Below are 22,791 nucleotides of genomic sequence, written 5' to 3' on the forward strand. Positions count from 1 at the left end.
GTCTCAGGCTTCGGACGACCCCTGTTCTTTGGCGCCGTCACGCCGGGCGCCCATCTTTTCCAGGGTCTCTGCATCTACCATGCGTGAAATCAGGGGATGCAGACGCAATTCTCCATCCTTGATCACCTGCCGGAAGTTTGCGATCACGCTGGTTATGGTTTTCTGATCCGGAGCGATCACGTCCAAGAGCCAATTGATATTGCCGCTGTTCCAGTCCTCGGTCTTCAACCGGATCGGAAAGACACCCGCGGCAAGTTGTTCACGAATGCGCTTATCTACCTCTTCGGAGACGCTCGCCCAGATGGCAAACCCGGCCATTTCGGTCATGGGCTGCTTTTCCGACTTGCCTGGGTAGGCGAATGCCAGACGGTCCTGCAGCATCGGGTCCAATACAAGGTGCTGCAAATCAGCCAGATTTTGCGACCGATAGCGCGGCACCATCATCATGGCCATGACAGCCTTTCCGAAGTTTTCACGCAAGGAGGACCGCAGATTCGCCAACTTTGCCGCGACTTCGGGATCAATCTGCTGAGATTGCGGCTGAGTTTCTTCACTCGCTTGCCCGTTCTGCGGCGCATCTCGTGACGTTTCGATTGTAGCATCTTTCTTGGTCATGTTTTTCCCTTACTGAACCTGTAAACCGCCAAGCGATAAACTTCTGCTAACAGCGTCTAAAATCCTTTTAAGACAACTCACTAATCCGTTGGTAGACAACTTGAGGTGTGCCACCTCCTCTGTCAAGTGATACCCGGCATAAGCCCAAACCTGCAGACTTCCGCCAATCGGCAACCCCTCTTTGACACCCAAAGTCCGACCCAAAAGGCTACGAAGGTAGGAGATTAGATTCGAACTAGCGATACGCTTCGCCAATCATGCACTAACATTCAAACTGGACCACTCAGGTGGCGCGGATCATCAGCCCACGCCTCAACAGAACAATTGGAACCAATCCTTCCGGTTCTTCACAAGCTGGATCAGCCGTCAGCCTCAGCCGCACTTTTTTTGAATTTTCTACGTCGGATGATCCCCTTCCGCCCGGCACTTTCTTACCACAAGTATCGCTCAGCACCCCCACCGGGTCACTTCTCAGTGGAAATCAACAATGCACTGGTTTGAAGTCACATGAATGTCTGCTTCCATTGTTGCGGAGCGTATTGCTTGCGAACGCAGTGTCCGATCCTACATGATTTGCCTTATGAGCTCAAAGCGTGCACAAACGTCGCGTTCGGGCTGACAGCGGTCAAAGGGGATGTCACGCCTCAAGAGTGGGCTGCAGTTCATACCCACAGTCTTCTGGCTTGTGATGTGCGGCCCATCCGCATTCAGCGGTCGAAAATCGCCTCACTGGTCTGGTGTGGTAGCCAACGCACCGCGTCTTCCTTCATATGCTCGAATTGGGGCGGCTATCATTTTCACGATATGTTCTCAATATGTCCCGCTAACCGAAAATCGTTAAGTCACTAATTTTTTGTGATAAATTTTCGGATTTGCAATCCGCTGCGTAACCACTCCGCCAACTCGCCGCCGCTGGTGGTGGCGTTGAATTAGCGGATCGCCCGGTCCGGTGGAAGTGCGATTGCGTGCCGGGCTGGGCCCCGCGCGGGACGGCTCCGGGCAGGTGGGCACGGGACGGCAGCAGACAGTGGGCTCTGCTAACTGCCGTAGACCGCGTGCCAGCGCTCGATCAACTGCTGCTGCAGGCGTTTCGAGCGCGCGTTCCAGGCCGCCGCACCCGGCGGGCGTTCCTGCGCCGACTGGCCCAGCGCGCGGCGCTTTTCCTCGTTGCCGGTAAAGATCGCAAAGGCCAGTTGCCGGTTGTCCGGGCCAGTGGCGTAGCCCGACAGCGAGCTGACAAAATAGAGCGTGCCGGTCTTGGCCAGCACCTTCACGGGATGCCCCTTGTCGGTACTGCCATTCTCGTGGCGCATCACGAACGGCTTGAGCAGCGGCTCCAGCTTGCCCTCCGAAGCCACCTTGGCCAACGCACGGGCCAGCCCCTCGGCCGTCAGCCGCGAGGCGGCCCCGAGCCCCGAGTGATCCACCAGTGACGCTTCCGTCATGCCCAGTTCGGTCCGCGCCCATGCCGACATCTCGCGCCCCGACGCCGCCAGCGATGTGACCTTGCCGCCCCGTGCGACAGTGGCGGTCATGCCGACCAGTTCGGCGGTCAGGTTGTTGGAATATTTCAGCATACTCCGCAGGATCGTGCTCAGTGCCTTGCTGTTATGGGTCACCACCGCCGTGCCGCGCGGCGCATCGCTCTGCGGCCGGGCCTGATCGAGCTTGATCCCGTGCGAGCGCGCAAACGTGGCAAAGACTTCGCCGGCATAGCTCGCCGGGTAGCGGACGGGCAGCCAGCGGGCGCCCCCCTTGCCCAGGGCCTTGGCCGCCACGGTCCATTCATCGTGATCGCCCGCGTCCTTGTAGGTATAGACCGGGGCGGCGCGGTCGGCGATGCGCATCCGGGCCACGCGCACCTCGGGCCGGTACTTGCCCGACCTCGCGTCCATCGTGACGGTATAACCGTCCGAGTCCCGCGCCCATTCGAAATGCACGCGGTTGAAATTCAGGTTCAGCCCCGACAGCGACGGGTTGTAGCCGACGTGAACCGGCTGGCTCTCGTCGATCACGCGGATAAAGGGCAGCGCGCCGTCGAACACGCGAAAGGCGCCGGTGACGGCCCGGATGCCCGCTGCCTTGAGGTTGGCGGCCATGCCCGCCAATGCATCGGTATCGAGCGTGGGATCGCCACCGCCGGTCAGCACCAGATCGCCCTTGATCACGCCGTTCTCGATCGGCCCGGTCGCGATCAGCCGGGTGCGAAACCGATAGCCCGCGCCCAGCGCGTTCAGCGCATAAAGCGCCGTCACCGTCTTGGTCACGCTGGCGGGGGCAAAGCCCATATCGGCGTTACGAGTCTCCAGCAGCGCGCCGGTTTTCACATCGACCACCGCATAGCCAACCCTGCCGCCCAGTTTTGCCCGGTCGATCAGTGCCTGCGGATCGGGCGCCTTGGGGCGCGGCCGCAGGGCTGCCTTGTCCAGGTCGGCCGGGCGCAGTTGCGGCCGCAGCGATACGGCAGGCGCCCCGGCACTGACCGCACTGGCCAGACCCGCCAAGGCGGTGCCCAGTAAACCACGTCGTGAAAACAGTTTCGTCATGGCCCAGAGTTAAACCCAGTCGCGCGCGGCAGACAACGACGAATTGCCCCCATTTGGCCCCGGCCCGTGACAGCCCCGCAGATAAGGGCAAACCCAGCCCCGCGCGCACCATCACGCCCGGCTACCATGCGCCTGACGCCCGCAAGTCCGTCGAGGAAATCGCCCGCATCGGCACATTGATGAAACACCATGCCGGCGGCGCCATCAGCCCCAGACGCTGGCTCTGGCGGCCCGGCAGCCGGTGCGCCGCATAGATCCGCGCCATTTTCGAGTTGCGCGCCGCAATGCGCGTGCCCGGACGGGCCAGCACGCCCACCGGCACGGACTTCATGATCTCCTGCCAATCCTGCCATTCATCGAATTGCACCATGTTGTCGGCCCCCATCAACCACACGAACCGTGCGCCGGGCCGGGCCGCGCGCAGCGCCCGCAGCGTCTGGGCGGTATAGCGCGATCCGATCTGCGCCTCGGCATCGCTGATAAAAACGCGCGGGTGCTGCATGATCTGCGCCGCCGCCTCCAGCCGCCGCGCCATGGGCGCGGGCCCGTGTGCCTTCAGCGGGTTGCCGGGGCTGACCAGCCACCAAACCGCCCCGAGGTCGAACCGTTTCAGCGCTTCGCGGGTGATATGGACATGACCCGCATGTGGCGGATCGAACGACCCGCCAAGCAATCCGATGGTCTGGCCGGGCCGCACCGGCGGCAAGGTCAAAGCAGGCATTTTGCCGCAAGCTCCTTAAATTTTAAGAATTTTTATCCGCATAGGCGGCCGATGACCACCCGATATTAAGCACCGTTTGCCACTGTCGTCATGTAATTTCAGCGCAACCTTGGTGGAGCAGTGAGCAGACAAACGCGATCTGACAGGAAGCCGCTACGCGCGGACCCGGCGACCAGCACCGACGCCAGGCTTCCGGGGCTGATCCTCGATCATGTGCGCGATGGCATCATCCTGCTCGATATCAATGGCCGGGTGAAATGGATGAACCCCGCCTGCGAACAGATGCTTGGCTGGTCCCTGTCCGAGCTCAAGGGCTGCAATCCGCAGGAAAAGATACTGCCACCCGAAAGCCGCCCGCCCCGTGAAGAGACAGAAAACTTTCGGTATGATTTCTCGACCTCTCTGTTCGATCGCTACCGCATCACCCAGCATCTGCGCCGCGACGGCAGCCGGTTCTGGAACCAGCAGAGCCATTCGCTGATCGATCTCGGCCCCGACGACACGCAAAAGATGGTTGTCGTCACCTGCCGCGATGTCTCGGAGCAGGTCACGACCCAGGCCGCACTGCAACAGGTCAAGGACGACCTGGATCATGCCGCCTATCACGATGATCTGACCGGCCTTGGCAACCGCAAGAAACTGTCGCGCTACATGCGCAGCCGCAAGGTGATGGCCCAGATCATGGCCGGGCGGATCGGCGTGCTTCAACTCGATCTCGACAAGTTCAAGGAGGTCAACGACACGCTGGCCACGCGGCCGGCGATGCGGTGCTGCACCATGTGGCCGACGGTCTGCGCCAACAGGTCCGGCCCGGCGATCTGGTCTGCTGCACCGGCGGCGATGAGTTTCTTCTGATTTTCGTCGATATCGGCACGCAGAAGGCATTGCTGGCCCGCGCCGGGCAGGTCATGCGCGCCGTCAGCCGCCCATTGGTCTGGAAGGATCAGACAATACCCGTGGGCCTTTCCATCGGGGCCAGCATGTCCACCGCCGATACCGCCTCAGGAGAGGCCCTGATTCAGCAGGCCGATATGGCGCTCTACAGTGCCAAGGATGCAGGGCGCGGGCAGGTCGTCCTCTATACCGATCAACTGGGCCAGCGTGCGCGCGCCCGCCAGCAACTCAGCCGCGACCTCAAGGAAGCGGTGGCACACGACCAGTTCACCATCTTCCTGCAACCGATCCTCGATCTGGCCAGCAACCGGATCACCGGCTGCGAGGCGCTGTTGCGCTGGGATCACCCGCAACAGGGCCTGCTGGCCCCCGCGGCGTTCCTCTCGGCGGCCAAGGGCACACAGTTGCTGCCCGATATCGACTACCTGGCGATGAACCATGCGCTCGACGCGCTGGCGCGGATGCATCAGGCGGGGTTTTCCGGCCTGACCCTGTCGCTCAACGTCTCCAGCACGATCCTGTCGGATGTCAATTACCCCGGCCTGCTGGACTGGGCACTGCAATCGCGCGGGTTGCCGCATTCCAGCATCTGCGTCGAGATCCTGGAAACCAGCCTGCTGGGCGGCGGCCATATCGGGGTGCTCGCCGCCATCGAGCGGCTGCGGCGGATCGGCGTGCGCGTGGCACTCGACGATTTCGGCACCGGCCATGCGGGGCTGTCGCATATATCGGCCATCGAAATCGACGCGATCAAGCTTGATCACTCGATGATCCGGCGGCTGGAAACCGCGCCGCGCAACCGCGTCGTGGCACGCTCGATCATCCGGCTCTGCGCGCTTCTGGACATGGATGTGGTGGCCGAGGGCGTGGAAACCCAAGGTCAGCTCGATATCCTGCGACGCGCCAAATGCCCGTTCATCCAGGGCTACGGCCTCGCCTCGCCGATGCCGGTGGCCGATATGGTCGGCTGGCTGCGCGCCAATACGCCACTGCCTGCGCCCTTCACTCTGGATGCGACCACCCCGGCCCGCGCCACCCCGCACAAGGCAAAGCGATAGCGCGACAAACTCCCTGTTTGAAATCGCAGCGCCCGACGGTTACATGCAGGCCAACACCCGGTCTTAATCAGAAAGCATCAGCCATGGCAGCTTACCAATATGTCTATCACATGCAGGGCGTCTCAAAGACCTATCCCGGTGGGAAGAAGTGCTTTGAGAACATCCATCTGTCATTCCTGCCCGGTGTGAAAATCGGCGTCGTCGGCGTCAACGGCTCGGGCAAGTCCACCTTGATGAAAATCATGGCCGGCCTCGATACCGATTACACCGGCGAGGCATGGGCCGCCGAGGGCGCCAATGTCGGCTACCTGCCGCAAGAGCCGCATCTCGACCCGGCGCTCAACGTCCGCGAAAACGTCATGCTCGGCGTCGCAGCGAAAAAGGCCAAGCTTGATCGCTTCAACGAACTGGCGATGAACTACTCGGATGAGACCGCCGATGAGATGGCCGAACTGCAAGACCAGATCGACGCCGAGAACCTGTGGGATCTCGACGCCCAGATCGACGTCAGCATGGAGGCGCTGCGCTGCCCCCCCGATGATGCCGACGTGGCGTCGCTCTCGGGCGGTGAACGCCGCCGCGTCGCCCTGTGCAAGCTGCTCCTCGAAGCGCCTGACATGCTGCTGCTGGACGAACCGACCAACCACCTGGATGCCGAAACCATCGCCTGGCTGCAACAGCACCTCATCGACTACAAGGGCACGATCCTGATCGTCACCCATGACCGCTACTTCCTCGACGATATCACCAGCTGGATTCTCGAACTGGACCGCGGTCGCGGCATTCCCTACGAGGGCAATTATTCGTCCTGGCTCGAACAAAAGGCCAAGCGCCTGAGCCAGGAGGCCCGCGAGGACAAGTCCAAGCAAAAGACGCTGGAACGCGAACTGGAATGGATGCGTCAGGGCCAGAAGGCCCGGCAGGCCAAATCCAAGGCCCGGATCAACGCCTATAACGAGATGGCCGGCCAGTCAGAGCGCGAGAAACTGACCCGCGCCCAGATCGTCATCCCCAACGGCCCGCGCCTCGGCGACAAGGTGATCGAGGTGCAGGGGCTGACCAAGGCGATGGGCGACAAGCTCCTGATCGAGAACCTCAGCTTCTCGCTGCCGCCCGGCGGCATCGTCGGCGTGATCGGCCCCAACGGCGCGGGTAAATCGACCCTGTTCAAGATGCTGACCGGACAGGAAAAGCCCGATGCCGGCACCATCGAATACGGCGACACTGTCGATCTGTCCTACGTGGATCAGTCCCGCGACGATCTGAAACCGGACGAAAACGTCTGGGAGGCCATCGCCGACGGGCAGGACATCATCAAGCTCGGCGATGCCGAAGTGAACGCCCGCGCCTATTGCTCGGCGTTCAACTTCAAGGGCGGCGACCAGCAAAAGAAAGTCTCGCTGCTGTCAGGGGGCGAACGGAACCGCGTTCACATGGCGCGCCTCCTGCGCTCGGGCGGCAACGTGCTGCTACTCGATGAGCCGACCAACGATCTCGATGTCGAAACCCTGCGCGCGCTGGAAGACGCGCTGGTGGATTTCGCCGGCTGCGCCGTGGTCATCTCCCACGACCGCTTCTTCCTCGACCGGATCTGCACCCACATGCTGGCCTTCGAGGGCGACGCGCATGTGGAATGGTTCGAGGGCAATTTCGAGGATTACGAAGAAGACAAGAAGCGCCGCCTTGGCGCCGACGCGCTGGAGCCCACGCGGATGAAGCACAAGAAGTTTGCGAGGTAACGTTGAAAAGCATTGCTTTTCAACGCGTGCGCGAAAGCGATTGCCACGCAATGGCGTGCGCACCCGGTTGAGAATGTGCGCCGATCTGACATCTTGAGGGCGGTCTTCGGGCCGCCCTTTTTCCTTGTGTCAGGCTTCGACCCGGCCCGCTCACTCTTTCAACCGCTTGCGCAGCATCTCCTCCAGCTTCACCTCGCGCGCGATATGCATCTGCGCCCAGGTCGCCAACAGCCGGTTGATTCGCGCCTGATACCCCTTCCCCATCGCCCGATAGAACCGCGCTACCGAGCGATCCAGGTAGAGCGTCACCTTTTCCTTCGGCTCGGTCACGTCCAGATCGGCCTCCAGCGTGTGCCACGCATCGGGGATCTCGTCCGCGATCCGGATCGGAATCCAGTCGTCCCGCATCAGTTGGATCAGGTTCTTCATCAGCCCTTCGCGGGCAATACGTTCGGTCTTGGTCATGCGGGCCATCGGCACCTCCGGTTCGGAGCGCCCAACATTGCCCCGATCGGTTAATCCCCGGTCAAGCCACCGCACCGACCGGGGACCGACGCGATACCGACGGCCCTTTCCGCGACGGCAGTCAGCCTTTATGACGGGGCAGAATTTCTGGCCCCGGACCCGCACATGACCCGATTTGACGTGATCATCCTTGGCGCCGGCCCGGCCGGAAGCGCCGCCGCCGTGACCGCCCGGCGCGCGGGCCTCAGCGTCGCGGTGATCGACAAGGCACGCTTCCCGCGCGCCAAGCTCTGCGGCGGGCTCTTTACCGGGCGCGCGCAGGGATATTACCAAGAGATTTTCCAGCACACGCTCGATCCGCAACTGTTCGAGCCGCGCGACCGCTTCGCCTTTCACCTCGACGGCACCCCGCTGGGCGGGTCCGAACACACTTTGCCGGTCTACCTGACAATGCGCTGGGACATGGACCGCCTGCTATTCGAACGGGCGGTTCAGGCGGGGGCATCAGATTACTCGGGCTGTCGCGTGACAGAGCTTGATCTGGCGGCGCAACGTGTCGAGCTGGATGACGGCACAGCCCTTGAATATCTGATACTTATCGGCGCGGACGGGGTGCAAAGCCGCGTCGCGCGTGCGCTGTTCGGGCAATCCTTCGACAAGGCGCGCATCGGCTTTGCGCTCGAGGTGGAGGCCCCGCCGCAGCCCGACAACCCGGTGGTGCGAATCGATTTCGACGCGGCCAGCTGGGGCTATGGCTGGCAGTTTCCCAAACGCGGCAGCACCACCATCGGCATCGGCGGGCTGCAGGCCGAAAACCCGGAAATTCAGGCCCGGCTGGCCACCTACCGCGCGCAGCTGGACGATGCCAGCACGGCACGGGTCAAGGGGCATTTCCTGCCCTTCGGCGACTATCGCCGTGTTCCGGGGCGCGCTGCGGTTCTGCTGGCCGGAGATGCGGCAGGCTTTGTCGATCCAATCACCGGCGAGGGCATCGCCTATGCGATGAAAAGCGGGCAGTTGGCCGCCGATGCCGCCGCCACCGCGATCCGGGCGGGCCAACCGGATACCGCACTGCGGATCTATGCGCGTCAGGTCCGTCCGATCCAGCGCTCGCTGCGTCTGGCCTGTGTCTTGCGCCCGCTGATCTTTGCGCCGCGCGCGCGGCCATTCTTCCGCCGGGCCTTCGCCAGTTCGACAACCGTCAAGCACGCCTACCTGTCGATGCTGTCCGGCGAAATCGAGTACCCCCGGCTGATGTGGCTGATCGCGCGCCGCATCCCCGCCGCCGTCTGGCGCCGCCTGCGCCGGGCCTGAATCCACCGACCGGCGGGCTTTCGCTCAGATTTTTCACCTTCCCTCTTGCGCGATTGGTCGCGGCATCGCATATTATAAGGCGCGACGTTACAGCTATCGACCACCTGCTCCTCACGGCTCAGTCACTCGATCTTGCACGACTAGCCAGGCTGCCGCACCTCCGCGGGCAGCGATTATTGAAGGAGACCAACGGATGGCAAATGGCACCGTAAAATGGTTCAACGCAACTAAAGGCTTCGGCTTCATCGCACCGGAAACCGGTGGAAAAGACGTATTTGTTCACATTTCTGCAGTTGAGCGCGCCGGTCTGACCGGTCTGGCCGACGACCAGAAAGTAACATTTGACGTCGAAGCAGGCCGCGATGGCCGCGAATCCGCGACGAACATCGCGCTGGCGTAAACCGCCGCATGACATTTCGAAATTGGGGCCTTCGGGCCCCTTTTTCATTTCTGGCCCTGCTTTACTGATTCTGTTTCTGCGCCCGCGCGATCAGCGCCGCCACCGACGGCCCCACCGCCGCCACGATCAGCGCCACGCCATCTCTGTTCGGATGGATACCGTCAGCCTGAAAGAACGCCCCCCGATCACCGTCCACCTCGGCCTCGATCCCGTCGAAAAAACTCTCCAGGTAGAGCGTGTCGTAACGCTCGGCGAGTTCGGGATAGATCGCATCGAACGCCGCCTTGTAGTCTGGCCCGTAGTTTCCCGGCGCCCGCAGCCCGATCAACAGAACGGCAACATCCCGCGCCTCGGCAGCCTTCAGAATCGCCTCCAGGTTGGCGCGGCTCACAGCCGGATCAATGCCGCGCAGCAGGTCATTGCCGCCCAGCGCCACGATCATCGCATCCACATCCTCCGTCAGGCTCCATTCCACGCGGGCTGCCCCGCCCTGCGTGGTGTCGCCCGACACGCCGCCATTGATCAGCCGCGCGTCGATGCCCTGCTCGGCCAGCCAGTGCTCCAGTTGCGGCACGAAACCGTCCTGCTGCACCAGTCCGTAACCCTGCGTCAGGCTGTCGCCCAGCGCCAACACCGTCACCGGTTCTGTCGCCACGGCACGGGCAGCGGGCAAGGCGGCCGACAGAAACGTGACCAAAAGAAACACTGACCGCGCCTTGCCCCACCGGCGCCATAGCCCATATGTGAGACAACCATTTGCAAACAGGCGCGTTTTCATGAGCCATCCTCTTTTGTCATTGTCCGGCGCCGCGCTGTCGCTCAGATCGAACGCCGGTCTGGTCGAGATACTTCATGGCATTACCCTCGAAGTCCAGAGCGGCGAGACACTTGGCCTTGTCGGCCCGTCCGGGTCCGGCAAATCCTCGCTGCTGATGCTGATGGGCGGGCTGGAGCGGGCAACAGGCGGGACCGTCATGGCGCTGGGGCACGATCTGTCCGCCATGTCCGAGGACGCGCTGGCGCGGTTGCGCTGCGACCATTTCGGCGTAATCTTCCAATCCTTTCATCTCATTCCGACGATGACCGCGCTCGAAAATGTCGCAACCCCGCTGGAACTGGCCGGGCGCGCCGATGCCTTTGACCGGGCGCGGGCAGAACTGGATGCCGTCGGGCTTGGCGCGCGCGCCGATCACTACCCCTCGCAACTCTCGGGCGGCGAACAGCAGCGCGTGGCGCTGGCCCGCGCCGCAGCGCCCCAGCCCGATATCATCCTCGCCGATGAACCGACCGGCAATCTCGACAGCAGCACCGGCGCGGTGATCATCGATCTGCTCTTTGATCTGCGCGACCGGCACGGCACGACGCTGGTGCTGGTCACCCATGACGCAGACCTTGCCGCGCGCTGCGACCGCGTCATCGCCCTGCGCGACGGCCGCATCGACCCCGTGGCCAGCGCCGCATGAGGCTGATGCTCGCCGCACGACTGGCCCGGCGCGAATTGCGCGGTGGCCTGGCGGGGTTTCGTATCCTGCTGGCCTGCATCATCCTCGGCGTGGCGGCCATCGCCGCAGTCGGCACCGTGCGCGAAAGCATCGCTGCCGGTCTGGCGCGGGACGGCGCGGCCCTGCTGGGCGGCGATGCCGAGATCGAGCTGACATACCGTTTCGCCAGCCCGCCCGAACGGGCATGGATGACGCGCAACGCCGATCACATCTCGGAAATCGTCGACTTTCGCTCGCTCGCCCTCGGCCCGGACGAAACCCGCGCGCTGACCCAGGTGAAGGCCGTCGATGACGCCTATCCCCTGATCGGCCAGGTCGGGCTGGACCCGGCAATACCGCTGCGCGACGCGCTGGCCGGGAAGGGTGGCCTGCCCGGCGGCGTCATGGCCCCGGCGCTGATCGCGCAGCTGGGGCTGGAGATCGGCGACACCTTCCGCCTTGGCACGCAGGATTTCCGCCTGATGGCCGCATTGGTGGAAGAACCTGACAACGCTGTGGGCGGTTTCGGCCTCGGGCCGCGCAGTATCGTTGCTACCCGGGCGCTTGATGCCTCCGGTTTGCTGGCCCCCGGCACGCTGTTCAGCGCGCGCTACCGGCTGGACCTGCCACCGAACACGGACCTGGCGGCAGTGCGGGACGAGGCCGAAGCCGCCTTTGCCTCCAGCGGCCTCAGCTGGCGCGACGCGCGCAACGGCGCGCCGGGCGTGGCCGCATTCGTGCGCCGCCTCAGTGCGTTCCTGGTGCTGGTCGGCCTCAGCGGGCTGGCGGTGGGCGGCGTCGGCATATCTGCCGCAGTGCGTGCCTATCTGGCGCGCAAGACGCCGGTGATCGCCACCCTGCGCACGCTGGGGGCCGAGCGCAGCGTGATCTTTGCCAGCTACCTGATGCAGATCGGCGCGCTTGCAGCACTGGGGATCGCGGCGGGCGTCCTGTTGGGGGCGGGGCTGCCGGTGGCCCTGTCATCGCTGCTCGCCTCGCGGCTGCCGGTACCCGCAGTCTTTGCCTTCTACCCCACACCGATGATCGAAGCCGCGATCTATGGCGCCTTTACCGCGCTTGTCTTTACCCTTTGGCCACTGGCGAGGGTGCTGGATATCCGCGCCGCCAGCCTCTTTCGCGGGGACGCCGCCCAAAGCCGCACCATCCCGCCTTGGCCCTTCGTGGTCGTCACGGCGCTCCTGCTCGCCGGGCTTCTGAGCACGGCAATCTGGTTCTCGGGCAATCTGCGGCTGACGCTCTGGACGGCAGGCGGCATCCTCGGCGCGCTGATCCTGCTGGCGCTATCGGCACAAGGCGTGCGCGCGCTGGCCCGCGCACTGCGCCCCGTCGCACGCGGCAGACCGCCCCTACGCTGGGCGCTTGCGGCAATCGGAGGGCCGGGCACCACGGCGGGGCCGGTTGTGCTATCGCTGGGGCTGGGCCTGTCGGTCCTGGCCGCTGTCGGACAGATCGACGGCAACCTGCGCGGCGCGATCCAGGGCGATTTGCCCGAGCGTGCCCCATCCTTCTTCTTCGTCGATCTGCAAAAGGATCAGATGGCAGGCTTTCGCGCCCGGCTGGAAGGCGATCCGGGCGTCAGCCGGATCGAGAGCGCGCCGATGCTGCGCGGGATCATCACCCGGATCAACGACCGTCCCGCATCCGAGGTCGCGGGCGATCACTGGGTGCTGCGCGGCGACCGGGGCGTGACCTATTCCGCCACCCCGACAAAGGCAACGCGCGTCACCGCTGGCCAGTGGTGGCCCGAAGATTACACCGGCCCGCCGCAGATCAGCTTTGCCGCCGAAGAAGCCGCAGAAATGGGGCTGTCGCTGGGTGACACCATCACCGTGAACATCCTGGGCCGCGACATCACGGCCACGGTGACAAGCCTGCGAGACGTGGATTTCTCCACCGCCGGGATCGGTTTCATCATGTCGATGAACCCCTCCGCTCTGGAGGGCGCGCCCCATAGCTTCATATCCACCGTCTATGCCGACGTGGCATCAGAGCCCGCAATCCTGCGAGACATCGCCGCGCGCTATCACAACGTGACCGCGATCAGCGTGCGCGACGCCATCGACCGGCTCGCAGCACTGCTGGCGGGGTTGGCCACGGCCACCTCATGGGGGGCAGCCTCGACGCTGCTGACAGGGTTCCTTGTGTTGATCGGTGCGGCGGCAGCGGATCAGGCGGCGCGGGTTCACGAGGCAGCGGTGCTCAAGGTTCTGGGCGCCACCCGAGGCCGCATCCTGCGCAGCCTCGCCCTGCGCGCGGCGCTTCTGGGGGCGGCGGCGGGCATCGTGGCCATCGGCGCGGGTATCCTGGGCGGCTGGGCGGTCAGCCACTACGTGATGGAGACCAGCTACACCATCATCTGGTCCTCGGCGCTGATCATCGTGGCGAGCGGCATCGGCGTCACGCTGCTGGCAGCAATCGGCTTTGCGCTGCGCCCGCTGGCAGTGCGGCCCGCGCAAGTCTTGCGCGCCCGCGAGTGAGGCAACAGCAGGGTGGGTTTGAAACCCACCCTGCCTCAACGCGCCTAGTCGGCAGCGTCTGCATAGTCCTCAAGCGGCGGACAGGTACATATCAGGAACCGGTCGCCATGGACGTTGTCCACGCGATTGACCGGCGGCCAATATTTGTCGACGCGGAAGGCCCCCGGAGGGAAACAGCCCTGCTCACGGGTGTAGGGCCGGTCCCAATCGGTGACCAGATCCTCCATCGTGTGCGGCGCGTGTTTCAGCGGGTTGTTCTCGGCGTCGATCTTGCCTTCCTCGATGGCACGGATCTCCTCGCGGATCGCCAGCATCGCATCACAGAACCGGTCAAGCTCGGCCTTGGTCTCGCTCTCGGTCGGCTCGACCATCAGCGTGCCGGGAACCGGAAAGCTCATCGTCGGCGCGTGGAACCCGCAATCGACCAGCCGCTTGGCGATATCATCCACCGTCACGCCCGCGCTTTTCTCGAACGGGCGGGTGTCGAGAATGCACTCATGCGCCACACGCCCCGTCGGCCCCTTGTAAAGAACGTCATACGCCCCTTCCAGCCGCTTGGCGATGTAGTTGGCATTGAGGATCGCCACGCGCGTCGCCTGTGTCAGCCCCTCGCCACCCATCATCAGGATATAGGCCCACGAGATCGGCAGCAGCGACGGCGAGCCGAATGGCGCGGCGCTGACCGGCCCCTCGGTGCCACCGGTGCTGGGATGGCCCGGCAGATGCGGCACCAGGTGCGCCTTGACGCCGATCGGCCCCATGCCGGGACCACCACCGCCATGCGGGATGCAGAAGGTCTTGTGCAGGTTGAGGTGGCTCACGTCACCACCCAGATCGCCGGGGCGGCTGAGCCCCACCATCGCGTTCATGTTGGCCCCGTCGATATAGACCTGCCCGCCATGATCGTGAACGATCTTGCAAACCTCGATCACGGTCTCCTCGAACACGCCATGGGTGCTGGGATAGGTGATCATGCAGGCCGCCAGATTTTCCGAATGCTTCTCGGCCTTGGCGCGGAAATCTTCCACGTCGATATCGCCATTCTCGGCAGATTTGACCACCACGACCTTCCAGCCGACCATCTGGGCGCTGGCAGGGTTGGTGCCATGCGCGCTGACCGGGATCAGGCAGACATTGCGATGCCCCTCGCCTCGCGCGCGGTGATAGGCCGAAATCGACAGCAGACCGGCATATTCGCCCTGCGCCCCCGAATTGGGCTGCATCGAAATCGCCGCATAGCCGGTGATCTCGCATAGTTTCGCACTCAGATCCGCGATCAACTCGGCATAGCCTTCTGCCTGATCGGCCGGCACGAATGGATGCAGCCTCGAGAATTCGCGCCAGCTGACCGGCATCATCTCGGCGGCGGCATTCAGCTTCATCGTGCAGCTGCCCAGCGGGATCATCGCGCGATCCAGCGCAAGGTCGCGATCCGCCAGACGCCGCATGTAGCGCATCATCTCGGTCTCGGCGCGGTTCATGTGGAAAATGGGATGCGTCAGATATTCCGACGTGCGGTGCATGTTTTCGGGGATGCGATATTCGGGCGCGAAATTCTCGTCCTTCTGGGTGATCCCGAAGGCCCGCCAGACCGCCTCGATATTCTCGGGGCGGGTGCATTCATCAAGGCTGATGCCGACGCGGGTTTCGCCCACTTTACGCAGGTTGATCTTTTCGTCCACCGCCGATTTCATCACCGCTGCCTGCAACGGGCCGACATCCACGGTGATCGTGTCAAAGAAGAACTTCGGATCAACCTTGAACCCCGCCGCCTCCAGCCCGCGGGCCAGGCGCACCGTCTTGCGATGGATGCGTTGCGCGATGGCCTTGAGGCCCTTGGGCCCGTGGAACACGGCATACATCGACGCCATGACCGCAAGCAGCGCCTGCGCGGTACACACGTTGCTGGTGGCTTTCTCGCGGCGGATATGCTGCTCGCGGGTTTGTAGCGCCAGCCGGTAGGCACGATTGCCGTGACTGTCGACGCTGACCCCCACAAGGCGGCCCGGCATGGCGCGTTTATAGGCGTCGCGGCAGGCCATATAGGCCGCGTGCGGGCCGCCATAGCCCAAAGGCACGCCAAAGCGCTGGGTGCTGCCCACCGCGATATCGGCATTCATCGCGCCCGGCTCCTTGAGCAGGGTCAGGGCCATCGGATCGGCGCTGACGATTCCGATCGCGTCATGTTCGTGAAGCTGCGCGATGTGGTCGGTGAAATCGCGCACATGCCCATAGGTGCCCGGATACTGGAAAATCGCGCCAAAAACCGCGCTGGCATCCATCTTGTCCGGGTTGCCGACAATCACTTCGATCCCCAGCGGCGCGGCGCGAGTCTGGATCACCGCGATGTTCTGCGGATGGCAGTCGCGGTCAACAAAGAAGGCTTTCTGTTTCGATTTGGCCACGCGCTGCGCGGTGGTCATCGCTTCGGCGCAGGCCGTGCTTTCGTCCAGCAGCGACGCGTTGGCGATCTCCAGCCCCGTCAGGTCACTGATCATGGTCTGGAAGTTCAGCAGCGCTTCAAGCCGCCCCTGGCTGATCTCGGGCTGATATGGGGTGTAGGCCGTGTACCATGCGGGGTTTTCCAGAATGTTCCGCTGGATCGCAGGCGGCGTCACCGTGCCATGATACCCTTGCCCGATGAGCGAGGTCAGAACCTTGTTCTTGCTGGCTGTCACCCGCATGTGGTGCAGCAATTCGCGCTCGGACTTGGCCTTGCCGAAATCGAGCGGCTTTTTCTGACGGATGGATTTCGGTACCGTCTGATCGATCAGCGCATCAAGGTTTTCTACCCCCAGCACGTCCAGCATCGCCTCCATCTCTTCGGGCGATGGCCCGATGTGGCGCCGATTGGCAAAATCATATGGCAGATAGTCGGTCGGTTCAAAAGCCATGTCGGCCTCCCCTAATGAATGGCGTGCGGGCGCACACGGCCCGCTCCGCCTTATCAATGTTCCAAAATACTCCCGCCGAAGGAGCCTGAAATCCGCATGGATTTCTCTGGCGCCTCCGCCGTCAGCCGATGAATTTCTTGTACGCGGCCTCGTCCATGAAATCGTCCATCTGGCTGGCGTCGCTTGGCTTGATCTTGAACATCCAGCCATCCCCCAGCGGGTCGTCATTGACCTTGCTCGGCTCGTCGGTCAGCACGTCATTCACTTCCATGATCTCGCCGTCGATCGGGGCCAGAATATCGCTGGCGGCCTTGACGCTCTCGATCACCACGACCTCATCATCCTTGGTCACTTCATTGCCTACCGAGGGCAGCTCGACAAAGACGATATCCCCCAGCTGTTCGGCGGCATGCTCGGTGATGCCCACGACCACGATGTCATCCTCGACGCGCAGCCATTCGTGTTCTTCAGTGAATTTCATTATGTTCTTCTCCTTGAGATCAGCGTTTGAAATTGGCGGGGACAAACGGCATCGCCGTCACCTTTGCGGGCAACCGCTTGCCGCGCACATCCCCGTAGATCATTGTCTCTGGCCCGGCAAAGGCCGTCGCGACATATCCCATCGACATCGGACCACCCAGCGTCGGGCCGAACGCGCCCGACGTCACATGGCCGATCACATCGCCTCCCTCGGCATGGGCATAAAGCTGGGTGCCTTCACGCATCGGCGCGCGGCCCTCGGGGCGCAGGCCGACACGCCGGCGCACCGGGCCGTCTGCCTGCTGGGACAGGATCACATCCGCGCCGGGAAATCCGCCCGCGCGCGCGCCACCGGCACGGCGCACCTTCTGGATCGCCCAGCCCAGCCCGGCCTCGATCGGCGTCGTGCCTTCGTCGATATCGTGCCCATAAAGGCACAGCCCGGCCTCCAGCCGCAGGCTGTCGCGGGCACCAAGGCCGATCGGCTCGACCTCGTCATGCGCAAGCAGTTTGCGCGTCAGCGCTTCGGCGTCATCCGCCGCGACCGAAATCTCGAAACCGTCCTCACCGGTATAGCCTGACCGCGACATCACGGCCGATATGCCGTCCAGATCGACATCGCGGGCCACATCCATGAATTTCATATCCGCCACGGCGCCGTTGAGCCGCGACAGGACCGTTACCGCCGAAGGGCCCTGCAGCGCCAGCAGCGCGCGCGTGTCCAGAACCTCGATCTTGCAGGTGTCCGACAGGTGTTTCTGCATATGCGCGATGTCGGCATCCTTGCATCCCGCATTGACCACGACAAAGATATGATCGCCCATGTTGGCAATCATCAGGTCATCCAGGATGCCGCCATGATCGTTCAGGAACATCGCATAGCGCTGCCGCATCTCGCCAAGCCCTGCGACATCGACCGGCACCAGCGTCTCCAGCGCCTGCGCGGCATCGGCGTAGTTTCCTGATTTCGGCCAGATCACCACCTGGCCCATATGGCTGACATCAAACAGCCCGGCCTCGGCCCGGCAATGCAGATGCTCTTTCATCACGCCCATCGGGTATTGCACGGGCATCTCGTAGCCCGCAAAGGGCACCATCTTGGCCCCAAGTTCCTTGTGTAGTGCATTTAGTGGCGTCACACGCAGATCGCTCATCTCGGCCTCCTCACTTTGGCGCCGACCTTTCACGATCAAAATGATCCGAACGGATACGGCATCGTCAATAGTGCTGGCCCCGAATGGCCGCACTGCGATGCCCCCTCTGTCCTTTTGCCTGAGATCGCTATCCCTTCGGCGCCTTGCACGGATGTACAAGATCTCTCCAGAGTCCTTATCCCTCGACCGGTCCTTGTCGCCTGAGAGTTTCCGGGGCGGTTGCTCCTTCGGCATCGGCTTTGCGCCGATTCTCCCGGTCGGGGTAGAGTACACCGTAGTATGCAGTTTCGCGTCGGGCAAGCAGGATTTGAACCGGGCAAACCACCTTCCCGCACCTCAGTGAAACGCGCGTTTCTGCCGGGCCAAAGCCCCGGCTTAGCTGCTGAAGTGGCGCAGGGCGGGCTTTGCTGCGGCAACGTCCATCCGCGTCGTTCCGCACCCGGCCGGGGCAAGGATACGCTCCAACGCGATGTTGTCGCACACCAGCGCATCCAGGGTGATCGTGTCGAGATGGGCAAAGAAGGCTTCCGCCGCCGCGGCGATAGCCTCGCGCAGGCGGCACGCCTCGGTCAGCGGGCAGGAATTGTCCACATCCGCAAAGCACTCGGCAGCCGTGTACCCCGCCTCGATGTCGCGAAACACATCGCCGATGACGATCTCGCCCGCAGGCCGCCCCAGCGTCACGCCACCATTACGGCCCCGCTGCGTCTCCAGGTAGCCTAGCTGCGCCAACTGGTTGATGATCTGCGCCAGATGACTCTCGGAGGTCTTGCAGCGCGCGGCAACCTCGGCCTTGGTCGCCAGCCGTCCGGGCTGCACCGCGCAATACATCAGGACACGCATGGCAATATTGCTGCGTTTGGTGATTCGCATCTGCGGTCCTCCCCTACGGTTCCGGCATGCTTGAAGTTCCGCCACTCTGCCTGCATTACGAAGCCGTGCCATTGACCCAAATCAAAAGGACGGCAGGCAAATGACCCCGCATGACGCCTATTTCTTTGGTTACGGCAGCCTGGTGAACCGCGCTACGCATGGATATGCAGACCCGCAGCCCGCCACATTGACAGGCTGGCGGCGTGTCTGGCGTCACACCGACCTGCGCCCGGTCGCCTATCTCACCGTGGTCCCGGACCCCGATTGCGTGATCGACGGGCTGATCGCAGGCGTGCCCGGCGATGATTGGCAGGCCCTCGACGTGCGAGAAGGGGCCTATGACCGCATCCACGCGACAGATCAGGTCCGCCATCCACTGTCGCACAGGCCGCAGATCGCCCTCTACACGATCCCCGAGGGCAAACATGGCCGCCCCACGGACGCCCATCCGGTTCTGCTCAGCTATATCGACGTGGTGGTGCAGGGGTATTTGCGCGAATACGGACAAGACGGGGCGCAACGGTTCTTCGACACCACCGACGGCTGGAACGCGCCCGTGCTCAATGACCGCGCCGCACCGATCTATCCACGCCACTGCACGCTCAACGCCGAAGAGCGGGCCTTTGTCGATGACGCGCTCGTCGCGCTATCGGCGCAGGTTAAAGAGCTGTAGCAACCGCGCCTGTCGCTGAAACGGCTCGATGCCATCCGGTGGCGCGTTCTGGGCCATGACCCGGCGCGCCAGCAGAAAGGCCAGCAGACCAAAGATCACCCCGCCCAGCGCCTGCCCGATCAGAACGCCCGGCGCGCCGAACAATGCCGCCCCCAGCATCACCAGCGGCACCGTGCCCAATGTATGCCGCCCCCAATTCATCCAGGTGGAATAGAACGGACGGCCAAGGTTGTTGAACGCAGCGTTCGACACGAACAGCATGCCGTTGAAGAAGAACAACAGCGCCAGCGGCCCGCAGAACAGGTAGACCAGATCGCGCGTCAGGTCCGTTGCGGTGAACAAATCCGCAATCGGCGCGCGCAACACGAACAGCACCACCGACACCGTACCCACCACAAGCGCGGTAAAGACCAGCCCGGCATTGAACCCGCCATGCACGCGGTCGTTGTTTCCGGCCCCGTAATTCTGCCCGATGATCGGCCCGACAGCGCCCGACATGGCAAAGATCACGCCGAAGGCCAGCGGCGTCAACCGCCCGACGATGGCCATGCCCGCCACCGCCAGCTCGCCGAAATCGGCCATCGCACGGGTCACGTAGGCTTGCCCGATGGGCGTGGCCAGCTGGGTCAGGATCGCGGGCCCCGCGATGGCCAGAACCGGCGGAAAATCCCGCGCAAGGCCCCGCGCCGTGGGCCGGGTGAACCCGCCGTAATGTTTCAGGATCGGCAGCAACGATGTGGCCGCGATCGCCACCCGTGCCGCGACCGATGCCAGTGCCGCGCCGGTCAGTTCCAGATCAAGGCCGAATATCAGGATCGGGTCGAGGACCGCGTTGAGCGTACCACCATAGAGCGTCGCATACATCGCGCGGCGCGCATCGCCATGCGCCCGCAGGATCGCCCCCCCGACCATGCCGATGATCAGCAAGGGCAGGCTCGGCACGATGATCTGCAGGTAATGCACCGCCAGCGCCGCCGTCTCCCCCGTGGCCCCCAGCAGCGTCACAAGCTCGGCCAGCCAGAGCCAGACAACGCCCGCGAACACCGCGCCGAAAACCACCCCGTAGATCAGCGCATTGGTGGCGCGGTCCTTGGCCAATGCGCGCTCTCCGGCCCCCAGCGCACGCGCCACCAGCGCACCTGCGGAAATCGCCATGCCGATGCCAAAGGACGTGGTGAAAAACAGGATCGCGCCGGCATAGCCCACCGCTGCCGCCAGCTCGGCCTTGCCCAGCATCGCGATAAAGATCATGTCGACGAAATCGACGAAAAAGATCGCCATCAACCCGACCGACGCGGTCAGGGACATCACGCTGACATGGCGGAAAAGATTCCCGCTCAGGAATTTCGCTTGGGTGTCGGCCACGCACGCGCCTCCAATGGACTGCACGCCAACCAATCAGATGTGCGCTAACAAGCCAAGCCGCGATTGAGATAGGGCGCACCCTGCGCCCACGCACATCATCCGCGGGCGCGGATCACCTGCAACAGCGGCAACACCTGCGCCATCTCCGGCCCATGGGCCTGCCCCGTCAGCGCCTTGCGCAGCGGCATGAAAAGCCCGCGCCCCTTGCGCCCGGTCTGCTCCTTGACGGCGGTCGTCCATGTGCCCCAGCTGGTCTCGTCCAGTGGCCCGTCGGGCAGCAGTGCCATCGCCTCGGCAATAAACGCGCGATCCTCATCGGCGATGTCAGGCTCCGCCCCGTCGCGGAACAGCTCCCACCAGCCCTTGAGGTCATGCAACGTCGTGATGTTATCCTGCGTCACCGCCCAGAACCGTTCGGCCAGATCATCCGGCACACCAATCGCGGCGATTGTCGGCGCGACGGCGGTGTAATCCAGAGATTGCAGATAATGCGCGGTCAACGGAAAGAGGTCAGCCACATCGAATTTGGTCGGTGATGAGCCGAAGCGGTCCAGATCGAAACCCTCGATCAGTTCCGCCATATCCTTGCGCAGCTCCACCGGGTCGGCCGACCCCAGCCGCGCCATCAGGCTCAGCAGCGCCATCGGCTCCACCCCTTGCTCGCGCAAATCACGCAGGCTCAGCACGCCCAGACGCTTGGAAAGCGACTCGCCCTGCGGCCCGGTCAGCAATGAATGATGCGCAAATGACGGAACCGTGCCGCCCAGCGCCTCGATGATCTGAATCTGCGTCGCGGTGTTGGTCACGTGATCAGATCCGCGCACCACATGGGTCACGCCCATCTCGGTATCATCCACCACCGACGCCAAAGTGTAGAGGATCTGACCGTCGCCCCGTATCAGCACAGGGTCGCTCACCGATGCCGCATCAATGCTGATGTCGCCCAGAACGCCGTCGCGCCATTCGATCCGGCTCTGATCTAGCTTGAAGCGCCACACGCCCGGCCCGCGCTCGGCGCGCAGTGCGTCCTTCTCGGCCTCGCTCAACGCCAGTGCCGCGCGATCATAGACCGGCGGACGCCCCATGTTCAGTTGTTTCTTGCGCTTCAGGTCCAATTCGGTCGGCGTCTCGAACGCCTCATAGAACCGGCCCATCTCGCGCAGTTTTTCGGCCGCGGCCTCATAGCGATCCAGCCGCAGCGATTGCCGCTCGACCCGGTCCCAGGTCAGGCCCAACCACTCCAGGTCTTCCTTCAGCGCATCGACATAAGTCTCTTTGCTGCGCTCGGGGTCCGTGTCATCAATCCGCAGGATGAACGTGCCACCCGCCTTGCGCGCGATCATGAAGTTCATCAGCGCAGTACGCAGATTGCCGACATGAATGTAGCCGGTGGGCGATGGGGCAAATCGAGTGGTGGTCATATGGGACGCTCCTGAGGTCGAGCGGGATGTGTCACAGCCGCGCCCGATTGTCCAGTTTTCAGCCCAGCCCCCAGCCGCATCGTCCCCAGATTTTTCGGCGAAAAATCTTGCCCAAGAAAATTCGCGAATTTTCTTCGCTATGTAGTGATCGCACCCGTAACAGGTCATCGCCGTTCCATCAGGGCTACACATTTATGTGA

General features: G+C 63.5%; 17 protein-coding genes, 1 pseudogene and 1 riboswitch. Of the genes and pseudogenes, 7 read left to right on the forward strand and 11 right to left on the reverse strand.

Going from position 1 to position 22,791, the window contains the following annotated elements:
* Positions 1–3 precede the first annotated feature (3 nt).
* From O3306_RS13620 to O3306_RS13630, 3 genes are all read right to left on the reverse strand, one after another.
* Positions 4–615 carry a toxin-activating lysine-acyltransferase gene (locus O3306_RS13620; protein WP_272008239.1) on the reverse strand — a complete coding sequence of 204 codons (612 nt, stop codon included), beginning with the start codon at positions 613–615 and terminating at the stop codon, positions 4–6.
* A 1,037-nt stretch (positions 616–1,652) separates the two neighbouring features.
* Positions 1,653–3,161: a D-alanyl-D-alanine carboxypeptidase/D-alanyl-D-alanine endopeptidase gene (gene dacB / locus O3306_RS13625; RefSeq protein WP_272008241.1), complete on the reverse strand. Its 1,509-nt coding sequence runs from the start codon at positions 3,159–3,161 to the stop codon at positions 1,653–1,655.
* A 121-nt stretch (positions 3,162–3,282) separates the two neighbouring features.
* Entirely contained in the window at positions 3,283–3,882 is a 600-nt protein-coding gene (locus O3306_RS13630) for a nicotinate-nucleotide adenylyltransferase (RefSeq protein ID WP_272008242.1), read from the reverse strand.
* A 213-nt stretch (positions 3,883–4,095) separates the two neighbouring features.
* Between O3306_RS13630 and O3306_RS22455 the strand changes: the two are divergent.
* A pseudogene (locus O3306_RS22455) lies at positions 4,096–5,831 on the forward strand (sensor domain-containing diguanylate cyclase); the annotation flags it as partial.
* 86 nt (positions 5,832–5,917) lie between these two features.
* Positions 5,918–7,573: an energy-dependent translational throttle protein EttA gene (gene ettA, locus O3306_RS13645; RefSeq protein ID WP_272008244.1), complete on the forward strand. Its 1,656-nt coding sequence runs from the start codon at positions 5,918–5,920 to the stop codon at positions 7,571–7,573.
* A gap of 150 nt (positions 7,574–7,723) precedes the next feature.
* Here ettA and O3306_RS13650 read toward each other — a convergent pair whose 3' ends face one another.
* On the reverse strand, positions 7,724–8,047 hold the full coding sequence (locus O3306_RS13650) for a BrnA antitoxin family protein (RefSeq protein ID WP_272008246.1): 324 nt from the start codon (positions 8,045–8,047) through the stop codon (positions 7,724–7,726).
* Between the two features lie 156 nt (positions 8,048–8,203).
* Here O3306_RS13650 and O3306_RS13655 point away from each other — a divergent pair, with 156 nt between their 5' ends.
* Together O3306_RS13655 and O3306_RS13660 are read left to right on the forward strand one after the other, a co-directional pair.
* Entirely contained in the window at positions 8,204–9,352 is a 1,149-nt protein-coding gene (locus O3306_RS13655) for a geranylgeranyl reductase family protein (protein WP_272008248.1), read from the forward strand.
* A gap of 193 nt (positions 9,353–9,545) precedes the next feature.
* Positions 9,546–9,752 carry a cold-shock protein gene (locus O3306_RS13660; RefSeq protein ID WP_272008250.1) on the forward strand — a complete coding sequence of 69 codons (207 nt, stop codon included), beginning with the start codon at positions 9,546–9,548 and terminating at the stop codon, positions 9,750–9,752.
* Positions 9,753–9,813: 61 nt separating this feature from the next.
* Here the strand turns inward: O3306_RS13660 and O3306_RS13665 are convergent, their stop codons facing one another.
* Positions 9,814–10,530, reverse strand: a complete 717-nt coding sequence (locus O3306_RS13665; RefSeq protein ID WP_272008251.1) for an arylesterase — start codon at positions 10,528–10,530, stop codon at positions 9,814–9,816.
* Between O3306_RS13665 and O3306_RS13670 the strand changes: the two genes are divergently transcribed.
* Both O3306_RS13670 and O3306_RS13675 read left to right on the forward strand, forming a co-directional pair.
* Positions 10,529–11,215, forward strand: a complete 687-nt coding sequence (locus O3306_RS13670) for an ABC transporter ATP-binding protein (protein WP_272008253.1) — start codon at positions 10,529–10,531, stop codon at positions 11,213–11,215. The two genes, O3306_RS13665 and O3306_RS13670, sit on opposite strands and share 2 nt — an antisense overlap.
* The gene (locus O3306_RS13675) at positions 11,212–13,731 is read left to right on the forward strand and encodes an ABC transporter permease (RefSeq protein WP_272008255.1); all 2,520 of its coding nucleotides are present in this window, start codon (positions 11,212–11,214) and stop codon (positions 13,729–13,731) included. Before O3306_RS13670 ends, O3306_RS13675 begins: the two co-directional genes overlap by 4 nt.
* Before the next feature lie 44 nt (positions 13,732–13,775).
* Here the strand turns inward: O3306_RS13675 and gcvP are convergent, their stop codons facing one another.
* From gcvP to O3306_RS13695, 4 genes are all read right to left on the reverse strand, one after another.
* Positions 13,776–16,625: an aminomethyl-transferring glycine dehydrogenase gene (gene gcvP / locus O3306_RS13680; protein WP_272008257.1), complete on the reverse strand. Its 2,850-nt coding sequence runs from the start codon at positions 16,623–16,625 to the stop codon at positions 13,776–13,778.
* A 121-nt stretch (positions 16,626–16,746) separates the two neighbouring features.
* Entirely contained in the window at positions 16,747–17,106 is a 360-nt protein-coding gene (gene gcvH, locus O3306_RS13685) for a glycine cleavage system protein GcvH (protein ID WP_272008259.1), read from the reverse strand.
* A 19-nt stretch (positions 17,107–17,125) separates the two neighbouring features.
* The gene (gene gcvT / locus O3306_RS13690) at positions 17,126–18,259 is read right to left on the reverse strand and encodes a glycine cleavage system aminomethyltransferase GcvT (RefSeq protein WP_272008261.1); all 1,134 of its coding nucleotides are present in this window, start codon (positions 18,257–18,259) and stop codon (positions 17,126–17,128) included.
* A 177-nt stretch (positions 18,260–18,436) separates the two neighbouring features.
* Positions 18,437–18,525, reverse strand: a riboswitch (glycine riboswitch).
* Between the two features lie 109 nt (positions 18,526–18,634).
* Positions 18,635–19,132 (reverse strand): RrF2 family transcriptional regulator, encoded by a 498-nt coding sequence (locus tag O3306_RS13695; protein ID WP_272008263.1) that lies wholly within the window; start codon positions 19,130–19,132, stop codon positions 18,635–18,637.
* Positions 19,133–19,232: 100 nt separating this feature from the next.
* Here O3306_RS13695 and O3306_RS13700 point away from each other — a divergent pair, with 100 nt between their 5' ends.
* On the forward strand, positions 19,233–19,805 hold the full coding sequence (locus tag O3306_RS13700; protein WP_272008265.1) for a gamma-glutamylcyclotransferase family protein: 573 nt from the start codon (positions 19,233–19,235) through the stop codon (positions 19,803–19,805).
* Here O3306_RS13700 and O3306_RS13705 read toward each other — a convergent pair.
* The gene (locus tag O3306_RS13705; protein WP_272008267.1) at positions 19,779–21,170 is read right to left on the reverse strand and encodes an MATE family efflux transporter; all 1,392 of its coding nucleotides are present in this window, start codon (positions 21,168–21,170) and stop codon (positions 19,779–19,781) included. The genes O3306_RS13700 and O3306_RS13705 overlap by 27 nt on opposite strands.
* A 95-nt stretch (positions 21,171–21,265) precedes the next feature.
* Positions 21,266–22,591 carry a glutamate--tRNA ligase gene (gene gltX, locus O3306_RS13710; protein WP_272008269.1) on the reverse strand — a complete coding sequence of 442 codons (1,326 nt, stop codon included), beginning with the start codon at positions 22,589–22,591 and terminating at the stop codon, positions 21,266–21,268.
* Positions 22,592–22,791 lie beyond the last annotated feature (200 nt).

Origin of the sequence: Roseovarius sp. ZX-A-9, from assembly GCF_028369135.1 — a bacterium.
Classification (GTDB): Bacteria; Pseudomonadota; Alphaproteobacteria; order Rhodobacterales; family Rhodobacteraceae; genus Roseovarius.